The sequence below is a fragment of the Vibrio ostreicida genome, from assembly GCF_013074385.2.
Classification (GTDB): Bacteria; Pseudomonadota; Gammaproteobacteria; order Enterobacterales; family Vibrionaceae; genus Vibrio; species Vibrio ostreicida.
In genome coordinates this window covers 11,669-27,886 of record NZ_JABEYA020000017.1, presented here as the reverse complement: position 1 = coordinate 27,886, position 16,218 = coordinate 11,669, and the positions used below count along the sequence as shown (strand labels likewise).

Sequence of the window (16,218 nt, the reverse complement as noted above, 5' to 3'; positions counted from 1 at the left end):
CTCCTTAAACGTCTATCTTTACCGAACGTTACACTAATAGTTATGATAAGCATTATCATTTGTATTTATTGTGTGAGTGTACCAGTTTTGCGATAAAATGGAATCTGTAAATAGATCATCGCCCTTTTATAAGGGCTTGAGTCAAATCACGAATCACAGGCCCATGCTGAACAATGCCCAAGTGATCGGTATCGTAGACGGTTTGGCTAAACAGCTCCGTCGTCTCTTCAAGACGGTGGCTGAGCAACTGACTCCGACCGGATGGCTGCCCAGCCCAGTAAGCACGAGAGCTGCAATTTATGTTAGGGAGTTGATACCCCTGACATAACGCGCGCATATGTTGCTCAACTGCCCAGCTGTAAAGCATCTGCTGAGCACTTTCTATGGCATAGTAATCAAACTGTTGCCGCGACAACCAATCAGAGAAAACTTTCGGCCACTCTTTGGGTGGCGCACAGTCTAACCCTTCTAGACAACCCTGTTTTTGTTCTTGGGTGAGTGAACCAAGCAAGATTTCAAGGTGCTCTACCAGCTTGGTTTTTGCTTCAGGCGATGACCATTGGTCTTCGGTAATTTCAGTGCCCGGCACGTAGCAATCCAATAAGCCCAGAAACTCGACCCGTTCTCCAGCGGATTCCAGTCGTGCGGCGACTTCCTGACAAAGAGCCCCACCCAGTGACCAACCAACCAATGTATATGGACCTTTGGGCTGAATTTGACGAATGATCGAGTAATAGCAATCCGCCATTGAATCAAAGGAAGACTCAAAGCGATTAGGGTATACGATGCTTTGAGATTGGATTCCATACACGGTTCTATGACCGGCAAGCGCCTGAGCTAACTTCTGATAGCCGACGGTTCGCCCTGTTACAGGGTGGACACAAAAGACCGGAGGATGAGCCGCCACCTCATCATTGAGTCTGTCGAGTAGGTTGACGTCTGCGATGATTTGAGATGCGTTATGTGATCGATGCAGGGCCTCAAGGTTTTTAACCCACGAGGCGGCTTTTTGCTCTATCTCTTGTTGACTAAAGTGTTGGTTCCCGAATTCAAAATCAGCCGATAACACCCCGTCCACTATCTGAGCATTCACCACCAAAGGCGTCAGCATAGTATTCGCCGGTGCTTGATCCTCACTTCCAGAGTCAATAGGCTGACACCAGTGTGAAAAGCCGCTCCCTTGATATTGCCCAAGGTAATTAAATGTCAGCTCAGCCGGCACTTCTTGAGCCTCGTTGAGCAAACTGCGGACGCCGAAACCAATGCCTGCATCCTGATTGAGAGCTTGCAAACGTTTGGTCACCGAATCGATGGTGTCACTGCGTTTAATGATCACCGGATAGAGGCTCGTCATCCAACCGACCAAGCGGCTCAAATCCAATTCACCAAATACCGATTCTTCTCTGCCGTGGCTTTCCAGATACAAGGTCATACTGTTTTGTTCATTCGATAAAGTATGTTTCAGTGCGGTCACCATTTCAGCGGTGATGTTGTTGCTGCCCATTAAGGAGGAGGTCGCTTCTCGGCTCAGTTCAACCCTGACTGAGCGTTTGTCTCGATATTCTGCTTTGGGCGCCGCTGGTGTTTGATTAGTTTCACCAAACTGCGAAGACCACAGTGCCTGCCTTTCACGCCCCTCACTGGAGGTCATCCATGCTTTCAAACGAGCGACCGCCATGTCTAACGATGTATAACAAGGTTGCAGTTCAATCGTCTGTTTGGAAGAGGCCTGTTGATAAGCCCGCCACAGATCATCCATTAATATCCGCCATGACACGCCATCCACTGCGAGGTGGTGTATCACAATCATTAGCCGACTTTTTTTCCCTTTCATTTGAGCATAGCCAGCCTGAATCAACCGAGCGGACTCTATATTCAGACTGGTTTGCAATTCATGGGCAAAGGCGGAAAAGTCTCGTTCCTCCTCCAGTTGTGCCTGCCACACTCGATTTTCAGGCATGTCTGAACGATAGGTTTGTTGCCACTGCCCATTTGTTTGGTTGTAGGCCACACGTAAAGAGGGGTGATGCTTCACCAACGCTGTGACTGCGGCGTCTAACGCCAAAATGTCCATGTCTTGCTTGAGTTCAACGCAAACGTGCTGGTTCCAATGATTTGGCTGAGCAAAGTTTTGTTTCATGAAATGAGCCTGAATAGGCATTAGCCCAAATGGCTCCGTTGTCAGTTGTCGTAACTCCTGCTCCTGATTAACTTGCAAAATTTGAGCGAGCTCTGACAAAATTGGCGTTTCAAAAACCTGCTTTGGTGTCACATTAAAGCCGGCTAACTTAAGTTTACTCACCAATTGAAGGCTTAGTATCGAATCCCCCCCGAGGGCAAAGAAACTATCACAGCGGCTAATGTGCTCTCTATTCAGTAAAACTTGCCAAATGTCTGCAAGCAACGTTTCCTTATCGCCTTCAGGGGCAACAAATAATGAAGACGCTGACTGAAAGTCTGGTTCAGGTAACGCATTGCGGTCCACTTTACCTGCAGGCGTTAAAGGCAATTCGGTTAAGACAATCAAACACGAAGGAACCATATATTCGGGCAAATAGGTGCTGAGCGCCTGCAACACGTCCTCGAGTACAACGAATTGGGCGCCACTACCATGCAGGTAGCCGACGAGGCGAATGTTCGCGCCATGGCGGTGCGCCGCGACAATACAGGTTTCGACTTTCGATACATGCTGGAGTCGTGATTCAATTTCACCTAACTCAACACGGAAACCCCGTATTTTTATCTGTTGATCAACCCGTCCAAAGTATTCCATCACACCATCGGATCGCCAACGAACCAAATCCCCAGTTCGGTACATACGTTGGCCATTTGGGCTGAATGGGTCAGGGATAAACCGCTCCGCCGTCATATCGGGCTTGGCCAGATATCCGCGAGCAAGGCCAGATTCTTCGCCAATATAAAGCTCGCCAATAAGAGTTGGAGCAACGCGATTCAACTGATCATCTAATACGTAAAGTTTTCGGTCCCCAACAGGCTGGCCGATAGGTGCATAAGCGCTGGACAGGGTATCGTCTGGATAAGCCCGCCAGATCAGCGGGGTGACGACGGTTTCAGTCGGCCCATACCCATTGATAATGCGAGGTGGTTGAACGACTGACTGAAGACGCTCATACGTTTCTCGGGTAAAGGCTTCACCACCCAAAGTCCAAGACCGGACCCTCAATGAGGGTCGAGTTTGCTCAATCCAGTCGAGAAGCGGCCCAACATAGCTTGGCGGAAAACACGCAATCGTAATACGTTCCTGTTCGAGGATCCGACACGTTTGCTCTGCGCTCCACAATTGCTGATCCCGTATGACTAAGCGCGAACCAAAAGCCAGCGGAACGGCCCAGCGTTCGATGGCACCATCAAAGCTTATTGAAGCAAAATGAAGCTCGACGTCGTCTGGTGTCATGCCATATTGTTCACCAATGGTTTGTACATGCATGCTTAAACCATCATGTGCAATGGCAACACCTTTAGGCTTCCCTGTCGAACCTGAAGTGTAAATAATATAGGCTAATTGATCCGGCAGTATCGCTATATTCGGTTTTTGCTCAGGCAAAGACGGCCACGGTAGTGCTTCAAGATAAAGGGGAGCCACTTTATCGGACACGAACTGCTCCGCCACCTCTTGCCAGCGTTCGCTGAGCCTATGACTGCTGAGCACTATATCGGCATTGGAATCATCAAGCATGTAGGCCAATCTGTCTGTTGGGTAGTCAGGATCAAGAGGTAAGAAGGCGCCTCCCGCTTTCATCACCGCAATCATAGCGATGATCATCTCACAACCCCGTTCAAATAAGACACCAATCGCTTGGTCTCTTTGTACTCCCAGGCTAACAAGTTGTTGTGCCAGTTGATTTGACCGTTTTTCCACTTGTGAAAATGTGTAGGTGTCCTGTCCGTGCTTAAGTGCCACCGCCTCCGGCTGCTGGGCACTTTGACGATCAAAGAATTCGGAGACAGGCCGATAAAACCAGTTTCCTTGAGGCTGCGATAATACGGCGAGGCGTCGATGTAGATCGGGCCCAAGTGGATCAATGCCAGCAAGGGACGTATTGAGGTTGGCTTCTACATCTGACGCGATCTGCTGCAATACTCGGCCCAGTGATTCCATGGTATCCGAATCAATCCGGTCTTTCGCATAAGTCAACGTTACCCTTGTTTTATCAGACGATTCCAACACATCCAATGCCACATCAAACAAGGCGTACTGACCTTGCAACCCTAGCGGCTTGGCGAACACGCCAGCGCTAAACTCTACCGATTCCGTCTGATTGACCTGATGGTTAAACAAGACTTGGAAATAAGGCGTTTCCCCGACCACTCTGGTCGTGAGGAGTGATGCCACGACCTGATCAAATGGCAGTAATTGCTGCTCCTGAATATCAAGCATTTTGTTGTGACAGGCGGTAAGGATGTGTGCCAATGTTTGCTGAGGTTCAAGGTATTGCTTAATGACATTGGTATTCACGAAAAAGCCAATCACATCGCCGACTTCTGGGCGCGTACGATTCGCCATTGGCATACCAATACGAATATCACGTCTGCCCGACACTTTCGCTAACGCTATCTGCCATAAAGATAGCCACAAACTTGATGTCGTCACCTTATTGTGTTGCGCGAGTTGAGCAAATTTCCCTGCGCGCTCCCTTGGCAAATCCCAGACTATCTGTGCCGATTCACGGCGCTGATTGGGCACCACCTTACCCTTCCATTCGAATAGCTTTTCAGGCTGCACACATCCGAGCTCTTTTTCCCAAAAATCGAGTTCACTTTGCCCTTTTCCAGCCTTGAGCAAGGCGGACTGCCACAGCGAAAAATCACGGTACTGAATAGCAAGCGGTGCTAAGCTGATACCCTGATAAGCGCTGACCAAATCCTTAATCAATAGGCCTATCGACCACCCATCTGAAACGATATGATGCATTGCAACAATAAGATGCGTTTTATTATCAGCAACTTTGAGACACAGTAGGCGCAACGGCATATCATGATAGAGATCAAATGGCCTCTCGATAAAATCCGCTCGGATGCGGTCAGCTTGGCTGGGGCTTAAATAGCGTCCATCTATCAACTCAACCTGCGTCAAAATAGCCGTTTCAACGTACTGCAACGGTTCACCGTTATCGGCGATAAAACGGGTTCTGAGGGAATGGTGTTTTTCCATAACTTGGCGAAGTGCGCGTTCTATTGCGGACTCATCAACCGAACCATCGAGTTCAAAACCCCCACTGATATGATAAGCGCTATTACCCATATCAAGTTGATAAATATCCCATAACCTTTTTTGTGCTGGAGAAAGAGGAACCCTCTTATTTTCATCACAAGCAACAATAGGTAAGGTTTCAAAACTCATTCCTTTTGCGTCCAGCAAAGCAATAAATTTGGCCTGCTCTTGTTGACCAAGTTTCAAAAAGCGCTTTGCCAGCGCAGCTTTGTCTATTTTTGTCGTCATAACAACTCCAACTCGTCCATTAATGCGGCCATGGCATCGAGCTCTTCCTGTTCTTGTTGATGTGTTTGTTGATATTGGTCCTCAAGCGTATCCGTGAGGGCCTGCAACGTACCAGCAGCAAAAAAATCTTTTAGTGTGACACTCAGTCCCAGCTCTTTTTGAGCACTGGCGACCACTCGCGTGGCAAGCAGAGAGTGGCCTCCGAGTGCAAAGAAATTGTCGTCGAGCCCGACGGTATCGATATCAAGTGCCTGCTGCCAACATCGGGCAAACCACACTTCAAGTTCCGTTTGCGCTGCACGGTAGGCGACTTTGGCCAACGATGGTGCAGGCAAAGCGGCTCGGTCACGTTTTCCATTGGCTGACAACGGCATACGATCCAGCGGGATGAAAACGGCTGGGACCATATAATCCGGAAGATGCTGAGCAAGATGGACTTTTATCTGAGACTCTTTGTCTATGTCCCAAAGCTCACAGACCACATAACCAACAAGCTGTGTGCCCATCGGCTGCTCAAACGCGATCACAGCAGACTCTTCAATGTATTCGCATTGATTGAGGACATTTTCAATTTCTTCCAACTCAATACGAAGGCCGCGGATTTTCACTTGATGGTCAAGGCGTCCGAGATATTCCAGTCGACCATCCGACATACGGACTACCTGATCGCCTGTCCGATACATTCTCGCTCCTGACTGCCCCCAAGGGTTGGGAACAAACCGCTCGGCCGTCAGACCGGGTCTCGATAGATATTCTCGTGCTAAGCCCTCTCCAGCCAAATACAATTCTCCTGGCACTCCGACAGGCACGGGGTTCCATGCGTCGTCCAAAACGTGGAGTTGGGTGTTACTGATCGCGTACCCAATCGGAATCCGTTTTCTAACTGGAAGCTGGCATTGCCAACTTGTAACGTCAATGGCGGCTTCGGTTGGGCCATAAAGATTATGCAATTCACAATGTGGCATTTGTTGCAAAACCTGTTCGGTCAATTCAGCGGGCAATGCCTCTCCACTACAAATAATGCGGCGTAAGTTGCTGCAACGACTGATGTCAGTTTCCGCGTGGAACGCATGCAGCATTGAAGGGACAAAATGAACCGTCGTAACATTTTGCTCGCAGATGGTTTTGTGCAACAGTTCAGGTTGACGATGGTGTTCAGGTTCGGCAATCGCAAGTCTAGCTCCGGTCATAAGTGGCCAGAAAAACTCCCAAACCGAGACATCAAAACTAAACGGTGTTTTTTGCAACACACAATCTGTTCCATCGATGCCATACTCATGCTGCATCCATGCCAATCGGTTTTGTAATGCCTTGTGCGTGTTGACCACTCCCTTTGGACGCCCTGTCGAGCCAGACGTAAAGATCACATACATGGCCTGTTCGGCTTGCCAGTTTACTTTGGGTGCGTCCGAGCTGTATCCATTCAGATCTATCTTATCGATGGCGACATAATCACAAGCAGACTGATTTGGCCATAGGTTTACTCTCTCGCTGTCCGTCACCACAAGTGACACATCCGCAGACTCAAGGAGGTATCGGATCCTCTCAGACGGGTAACTTGGGTCTAGGGGGACATAGGCCCCACCCGCACGCGTAATCGCATGTAATGCGATCACCAGATCGACACTGCGAGTCAACCCAAGACCGACCCGAGTTTCAATATCGACACCTTGGCCGCGAAGCCACTGAGCGGTTTGATTGACTCTCAGATCGAACTCAGCATAAGTCAGTGACTCCTCTCCCATCGAGAGCGCGATGGCATCCGGAGTCCGTTGGGCTTGATGCATAATCGCCACAGGCGGAGGCGTAAAATCTCCCCAAGATATCTCTGTCGCGTTAAATTTATGGAGGTCAGGCAATTGCTTTGAACTAACCAAACTCAGCTGAGACAAACGCAATTCGGGGTTGTCTGCCACCTGTTCAAGCAATTGCAACCACTGTGTTAGCAGCTCAGCAATATAGGCTTGATTAAATACAGGCGTCGCATAGTTAACAAAGCCACTCCAATGTCCATCGCTGTATGCTTGAATATCTAAACTTAACTCCAATTGTGCCGCTACTACGCCGGGGTCAAAAGGTTCAACCACGAGTGAACCAAAATTGGCGAATGCCTCTCGGTCAACCGTCTGGAAATTAAAGCTCGTTTGGTAAAGAGGATGGTGCTGCAGATTTCCGGTGACACCGAGCGACTCAACCAAAACCTCAAACGGCACATCCTGATGACTCAACGCCTGTTCGGTAAAACGTTTTACCTCATTCAACAAAGTAGAAAAGCACATGGAGGCATCAAGTCGCGCAGCAACAACCAGATTATTAATAAAGCACCCTTGCATGTTCAACGTTTCGGGCAGTGTCCTGCCCGCAACTGGGATACCCACTCTGATTTCATCTCTGCCCGAATATTTGTGCAGCAATAGATGCCATAAACTTAACATTACGTTGAATCCGGTCGTTTCGTATCGCTTCGCTAAAGACTGAATCGCATCCACCTGTTTTTTCTCTAAAGCAAAGTGGTGTCGCTCTCCGCCTGTTGCCAGTTGATCACGAGGTACCTCACTATGGAGTACCAAGGGTTCAATGTCTTGGTTAAGGCGGTCTTTCCACCATGCAAGAGATTGCTTTGCCTGTTCCGATTCAAGCCAGTTACGTTGCCAGTGAGCATAATCGGCATAATCGAATGAGTTGGCCACTGGCCTATCAGGCGTAGAACTTTGGCCATGTATCAAAGCACGATAGTTGTCACCAAGTTCATCAACCAGTGCCTGAACAGAAATACCGTCGGACACAATGTGGTGTATCACTAACAGGAGCTCGTATTCTTCTGGGTTATGTTTGACCAAATAGGCTCTCATCAAAGGTGGCGATGCAAAGTCGAAGTTTTCATCGATCCATGCTAGCCGCTGAGCCTTGATATCCTCATGATCCTTCAACGAAGACGTCGCCAAAACCAGCAGTGCCTTTGATTGAACCGATTGCATCAATTCGCCATCAACCTGACAGAGTGAGGTACGCAGAATTTCATGGCGGTCAACCAAGGCCTGAAGCGAGCAAGCTAACCCTTCTGGGCATAATTCGCCATGAAGCTTTAAGCCAATTGGCATATGGTACGCCGAGCTTTCAGGCATGAGCTGCTGAATGAACCACAATCGTTTCTGGGAAGCACTGACGTGCATATACTCCGCTCTTGGCACTCGCTCGATAGCCATTGCTGTCTGCTTAAGCGGATGACATTGTACGGCCATCTTATCGAGTCTTGGCGAGTCAAAGACTGTTTGTAAGGGCAAATGGACCTGATGAGAATGCTGTAAGCGGCCCACCAACTGCGTCGCGAGCAGCGATTGGCCACCCAGAGCAAAAAAGTCATCAGTTCGACTGACTCGTTTGAGGCCAAACAACGTTCTCCATTGTGAAGCAAGTAATTCTTCCATGGGCCCCTTCGGGGGTTCGTACGCCGACTGAGTCTCTTTGCTGACCGGATGAGGAAGTCGCTTTTTATCCACTTTACTCGCGGGTGTCAGCGGAAGGGACTCCAACATTATCAATTGCTGTGGGATCATATAATCGGGCAATGTCTTGGCGAGCTCACCGAGAATCGATTCCTCATCAATGACGACGGTGCCTGTTTGTAAATAACCAACCAGATATGCCCCTGAAGGCCCCTCGAATGCTTTCACTGCGCTGAGTTTTGCGCCAGATAGTGTTTGTAAAAGAGATTCAATTTCCCCCAACTCAATACGAAAACCGCGGATTTTTATCTGATCGTCTGCTCGACCAAGGTAATCCATCACCCCATCATCCCGCCAACGAACTAAGTCACCAGTACGATACATACGTTGGCCATTGCTGGCGAAGGGATCTGGGATAAAGCGTTCGGCAGTAAGCATTGGTTTTTCTAGGTAGCCGCGTGCCAGTCCGACTTCTTCTCCGATATACAATTCACCACTCACCCCAGAGGGGACGGGATATAAATTGTCATCCAGCACGTAAAGGCTCCGAGAACCCACGGCTTTTCCGATTGGTGCATAGGCGCTGTCAAGCGGTGTTCCTACATAGGCCTGCCAAATCATTGGGGTCACTACCGTCTCAGTAGGACCATAACCATTGATCACTCTCTGCGGATTCAATACCTGTTGCAGTTTGAAGTACGTATCACGAGTAAAGGCTTCACCGCCCAAAGTCCATGAACGTACTGCCAACTTTGGCTGTTCATGTTCAATCCATTCGAGTAGAGGGCCAACATAACTCGGAGGAAAACAGGCAATCGTTACCCCCTCTTGCGTTAAGACCTCGCACGTTTCTCTCGCACTCCAAAGCTGTTGATCCCGTATGACTAACTTAGAACCAAACGCCAATGGGACCGCCCACCGTTCAATCGCACCGTCGAAGCTGATGGATGCAAAGTGGAGTTCAATGTCGTCTGGCGTCATCCCATAGCACTGCCCAATGGTCTGAACATGCATACTTAGCCCGAGGTGTGACACGCAGACCCCTTTAGGTTTACCTGTAGACCCCGATGTATAAATCACATAGGCTAACTGGTCGGGCAGGATTTCAGGCTGCTGACAAAGGGCGCGCGTTAAATCCATATCATCAAACGAGAGAACTTTCTCTTGGACACAAAGCGAATTTGCCAAACTCTGTGAAGATGGGTCGCAAATCAGCCATCTTGCTTTGCTGTCCTCAACCATATACGCCAGACGTTCTTGTGGGTAAGACGGATCAAGAGGTAAAAATGCCGCGCCCGCTTTAAGAACACCGATCATGGTGACCAACATATCCACACCACGGCTGAATAAAACAGCGACACGTTGGTCTCTGTCAATGCCCTTATCGAGTAGACTGGCGGCCACAGCATCACTTTGTTGGTCAACCAATTGATAGCTCAAGGACACGCGCTCCCCACCCTTGGAATCCAGTGGATGAGCGACTAAAGCCTCACGCTGAGGCTGAACGACTGCCTGCTTAGTCAACAGTTCGGTAAACGCTTGATAATGCCAAACTTCGGCTTCTTTTTTATGCTCCTTGAGGCGTTGCTGCTGCTCACTGTCTAGGATGTCCATATCACATAACTTTTGGTCCAGTTTAGCGACCATCTGTTCTAGGAAATGTGACATTGTCACCGAAAGTGCACGGATCTCAGACTCAGAAAATGTCTTTGAATCGTAAGCAAACACAATCCGCAACGACTCGCCTGGTAATACCGCCAACGTCAGTGGATAGTGAGTAAATTCATAGCTGTCTGGCTCGCCAAGACTGAGGCCTGAATCACTGAATACGTTTTCATCAAGCGGATAATTTTCAAACACAACGAGCGAGTCAAACAGGTTCTCTCCTTGAAGCGGAGACTGCGCCTGAACCTGCGATAATGAAACGTGGCTAAATTCACGCTGCGCACTTGCCTGACTTTGAACCTCACCAAGCCATTCACTGACTGACGCTTGCCAATTCACCTTTGCTGTCACTGGTAACGTGTTAATAAACAGCCCAACCATAGACTCACTGTTATCCAACGTAGAAGGTCGGCCGGCGACAGTGTTACCAAAGACAGGATTGTTCTGGCCAGTATAGCGCTGCAACGTCAGTAGCCACGCTCCTTGAACCAAAGTATTGAGAGTAATGCCTGACGCGTTTAACTGAGATTGCCACTTCGCTAAGGTCGAGGTTGGAAAATCAACGTTATATCGAATATGACCTTGTTGTGAAGTGATGGAACCATATTGCTCAGCCAATAAAGTCGGCGCTTCAACACCATTGAGGTATTCACGCCAATAGTGCTCTGCTCTATCCTGTGGCTGTTGGGCGACCCACTCAAGGTAATCCGAAAAGTCATGGCTCACCGCTGTGAGGCCGTGATCTTGATAACGCATCATCAATTCGCTCAACAAAATACCCGTGCTCCAGCCATCCATCAAGATATGGTGGATCGTGAAAATACACGCTATATCTTCGTTTCCGGTGGTAACAATATCCAATCGCCATAAAGGTTCGATAACCTTAGCGCTATGGCTCTGCTCAATAGTGAAGCCCTGCTTTATTATGCTCTGCCGATATGCATCAAGGTCAAAATCGCTCATTTCCCCCGCGTCTACTAGAGTGTTAGCCAATTGCAGAGAATCCCAAACAAACAGGTGAGCCTCTCCTTCCACCTGATGAACAGTGCTCCGCAGAATGGCGTGACGTTGCATCAAAAACTGCCAGCCTTCGATGAGCTTCGACACATCAGCGCCCTTGATAGGCAATGTTATCTGGTTGACGTAAGTACTTTTGTCCTGAGACAACTGGGTATGAAAATAAAGCCCTTGCTGGAGGGTAGAAAGCGGCAACACTTTGTTTGGCAGGATCGCCATGTCCTGACTGATACGGGCAAGGCTTTGGGCGGTAAGCTTGGTATTAGGTGCCTCCGCTATGCTCAGAATCGGAGGTTGTGACTCACAATGATTGCTGAGCTGTTCTGCCACCGCCTGCAACTGTTCGAGAAACTGTTCTGACTGCGATGAGGTCAGCGCCTCCTGAGCAAATTCAACGTCAAAGGTCAGCCCTAAGTCAGTCTCGCTAATGTTGACGACTATCGCCGCATCCGCTTTAGCGTTATCCGATCTCCAAAGACCAAAATCACGGATCTCAGCGCCAATAATGTCGGTTTGCGCCGCGCGACCCAGAAAATTAAACAGCACATCCACTGAAGACTGATATTCCCAGCTTTTCTGGACAATTCCAGCTGAATAGCTCAACCCACCATCACGAATCGAGTGGGCGCCATCTTTTATGCCAATAATCGTCTCTGTCAGATCATGACTAAACTGAACTTTTTGTGGGAACAGCGCTGTGTGCCAATTGACACTTCGGGACAAATCTATACCGAGTGACTCACTGAATCGACCGTGACTTTCACGATGAATAACACATTCTTCGGCAGACATTACGGCTTTTGACGCTAGGGCGACCAGCGCAATTAAGCTGGTTTCCCTGTCCATTCGTGCAAACTTAAAGGTTGCAGAAAATAGCTTACTGGCACGCTCGATTGGCATCATAACCCGGCACTTAGTCATACCATTTCGCCCCAGAGGAAAAGCCGAGATTGCCTGTTGTTCCTGCCAGAAATTGGCCACTTTGTTCGTAATCGTTAGGTTTTTAAGGGCCTGATACCAATTCGTTTGATGGTGTGTCTTCGCGGGCAACTCAGTGCGCGTACCCGTGCATTCCGAGTGATACAACGCCAACAAATCTTGGATAACAACTGGCCACGACAAAGCATCCACAACCAAGTGGTGAATCGCGATCACAACTTGATCCGTTTCTTGGTTGACGCCCGCCGATAGCAATCTCCCCGTTTCAACATTGATAGCGTCTTGTACTACGCCTAGACCCCGCTCATCATTCAACCGTATAAGGTCTACGGGCGCTGTTTGGGAATAAACCGCTGAAACAGGGTCAGAAAAACACAGTCTTAAGGCATCATGGTGCTTAATCAACCCTGAAATAGCGCGTGTAAGCGCATTTTCGTTTACCGGAGATGGCATGGCCAGTGTGATATATTGATTACAAATCTGGTGATGATGGTGCTCAATAAAACGTGACTGCATAGGCAAGAGCTTCACAGACCCAGTTAAGAGTCCCTGATCCGCTTTTTGTAATTGACTACCGACCACACAGGACGCCATATCAGCAAGCACTGGATGATCAAACACCTGCTTTGGTGTGAGCATCTGCCCAACATGACGAAGTTTACCCACCATTTGTAAAGCCGAAATCGAGTCTCCTCCCAAGGAAAAGAAATGGCTATCGGCCCCCACAGAGTCCACTTTAAGAAGCTCAGACCAAATCTGGGCAAGCTGCCTCTGGCTCTCACCACAAAGCGGGAGACTCGCCTGTTCCTCAGCTTCCCATTCAGGCATGGGCAGTTGTTTACGATCCACTTTACCCGCAGGTGTGAGCGTCAACCTTTGGCTAATAATGATCCTCGACGGGACCATGTAATCTGGCAGTTGCTCCGCGAGCTCTGCACGCCATACCCGCTCTGATTCTTGGTCTGCCTGACTTGATTGAACGTAACCGACAAGGCGCTTACCAGTAGGAGATTCATGCACGACAACCGCACATAATTCACCACCAGACAAGGTCTGAAGGCGTGACTCAATTTCTCCCAGCTCTATTCTAAAACCACGGATTTTAACCTGCTGATCCGCTCTACCGAGATACTCTACAACGCCGTCGTCCCTGAAACGGGCCAAGTCGCCCGTTCGATACATCCGCTCACCATTTTGAGCATTGGGATCAGGTAAAAAACGTTCTGCGGTGAGATCTGGCCTTCTTAAGTAACCGCGCGCAAGCCCTGCTTCCATCCCAATATACAGCTCTCCTACTGAGCCAATCGGTACGCGTCTTAAGTCGCTATCTAAAATATAGAGCCGCCTATCCCCAACAGGACGACCGATGGGTGCATACGCGCTTTGAAGCGTATCGTCAGGATACGCACACCAAATCATTGGAGTCACAACCGTTTCGGTCGGGCCATAGCCGTTAATAATACGGGGTGGATTGACGACCCTCTGGATACGCTCATACGTTTCTCGCGTGAACGCTTCTCCCCCTAAAGTCAACGAGCGAAGTGATAAATTTGGATTGGTCTGTTCTACCCAGTCTAGCCAAGGGCCCACATAACTCGGTGGTAAACAAGCAATCGTCACCTGTTCATCCAGTAGGACCTGAGTGGTTTTCTCCGGCGTCCATAAGTGCTGATCCCGAATCACCAAAGTAGAACCAAACGCCAAAGGAACGGTCCAGCGTTCTACTGCTCCATCAAAACTGATTGAAGCAAAATGCAGCTCTGTATCCTGCGGTGTCATCCCATATTGTTCACCAATGGTCTGAACATGCATGGATAATCCCAAGTGGCTCACCGCAACCCCTTTCGGTTTGCCCGTCGATCCCGAGGTATAAATCAAGTAAGCGAGTTGATCCAAATTGATCTTAAGTTGCAGCGACTTTTCGGCAAACTGGTTATAATCTACGCTTTCAATCGGGGTGATGTGATGCGTAAATAATGTCCTTGCTTTTGCTAGTAACGATTGCTGAGTCAATAAGCATTCTGCATCACTGTCTTGCAGCATAAACTCAAGCCGTTCATCAGGGTAGTCAGGGTCAAGGGGCAGGAATGCCGCACCGGCTTTAAGCACGGCAAGCATTGCCACCAACATATCGACGCCACGTTCCATCATGACACCGATAACACACTCTTCATTGAAACCAATGCGCTCTCGAAGATAACGGGCAAGTTGGTTAGATTTGCTCTCAAGTTCCGCATAAGTCAGTTGCTGGCCAGCGTGCTTGAGCGCGACATGATTTGGCCGAGACTCCGCCTGATTTGATACGAGCATCATGAATGACTCTCGGCGCCAACTCTGGTCAACAGCGCAGAATTGGTCGAGTTTCAATTGGTCAGCATCAGAGACGGTCTTTAGCTGTGAAAATGACTGTTCCGGGTCTTCACAGATTTGCTTGAGGATTTGTTTATAACTTGTCAGGAACCGCTCAATTTGCTGCGGTGTAAATTTTTCGCACGCATACACTAAACGAAGAGATAGTTGATCACCGGTAACGGCATCCAACACCAGATCAAATGGCGTTTCAACCACTGGAAACTCAGAAAATACTCCCGTAATCTCTCGGGAAGATATTTCCAATTTGTCACCATGACTGCGATAGTTAAACGCGACAGAAGGCAATGGCAATTGCCCCGCCAATTTCTCTAAGGGCAGATGTTCAAACTTCATGGATTCGACGAGATTGTCATGCACGGTGCTGACTAGGTGAGCGAGCGTATTGGCAGAAGTAATCGACACGCCTACCACGGTATTGTTGACATAAAAGCCAATATTTCTGCGATTTTTAGCGTTTCTGTTGAGCGCGGGAACCGTGACACAAGGTTGAGAGTGATTGGAAAAGACAGACAACGTCAATAAGAGTGCCGTAGACAGGACTTCGAAGCGGGTCACGCCCAGAGACTTGGCCAACTCAATAACCTGCGCAGACTCCTCAAGATCCAAGGATTGCTCTAGGTGTCGTGCGGTATAGGCACTTCGTTCGATCGGCTGTGCAGCAGGAAGTCGGCAAGGTTCATCACTGATGAGATTGAGTGACTGCCACTTAGCGGCCGCCTCCTCATGATCCGTCACCTCTTGCGCAGAAGAAAACGCCAAATAACTCTGGCCAGTGAGCGTTCTCTTAGGCTTTCCCGCTAAATAGTCAACGATAAATCGAACAAAAATTTTCAAGGACCAAGCATCCGTTATGATGTGGTGGACCGCAATATTCAAAATGAAGTGCTCGTCACTCAACTGATAGAGGCAGACTCTAGATAACGCTTGATCGACTAGAGAATACGGTTCACGAACACGAGCTAAAGCATCACTTCGGACAAACTCCTCGGGCATTGAATGAGCGCGAGCATCCACAAAATCAACCTTATGCGTTTGCTCGGACACAAGCTGAAAAGCTTGCCCATCTCGCTCAATCAAACGTGTACGAAGCACAGCTTGCTGCTCGACAAGCGCATTAAATGCCGCGTAAATGCTGTCTTTGTTCAACCCTTCACCCGATAGGTGTAATAACCCACCGGTGTTATAAGCAATACTCTCAGGCATGAGTTGTTGAAATAGCCACAAACGTTGCTGAGAATGGGAAAGCGGCCCGCAGCCATCATGAGCTGAAGCCAAAGTGATATCGTCCACTGACATACCTATACCTAGAAACTGTTG

2 protein-coding genes are annotated in these 16,218 nt (G+C 48.8%); both read right to left on the bottom strand.

Annotated features, from left to right (window positions below):
* Positions 1-115 precede the first annotated feature (115 nt).
* A complete protein-coding gene (locus HLM86_RS16645; RefSeq protein WP_076587746.1) occupies positions 116-5,461 on the bottom strand; it encodes a non-ribosomal peptide synthetase in 5,346 nt (1,781 codons plus the stop codon).
* Positions 5,458-16,197, bottom strand: a complete 10,740-nt coding sequence (locus HLM86_RS16640; protein WP_170883392.1) for a non-ribosomal peptide synthetase — start codon at positions 16,195-16,197, stop codon at positions 5,458-5,460. The genes HLM86_RS16645 and HLM86_RS16640 overlap by 4 nt, the downstream gene beginning before the upstream one ends.
* Between the last annotated feature and the right edge of the window lie 21 nt (positions 16,198-16,218).

Bases quoted from the DNA above. Each gene is read 5' to 3' on its own strand.
- HLM86_RS16645 (WP_076587746.1), bottom strand. From the start codon at position 5,461: ATGACGACAAAAATAGACAAAGCTGCGCTGGCAAAGCGCTTTTTGAAA.
- HLM86_RS16640 (WP_170883392.1), bottom strand. From the start codon at position 16,197: ATGTCAGTGGACGATATCACTTTGGCTTCAGCTCATGATGGCTGCGGG.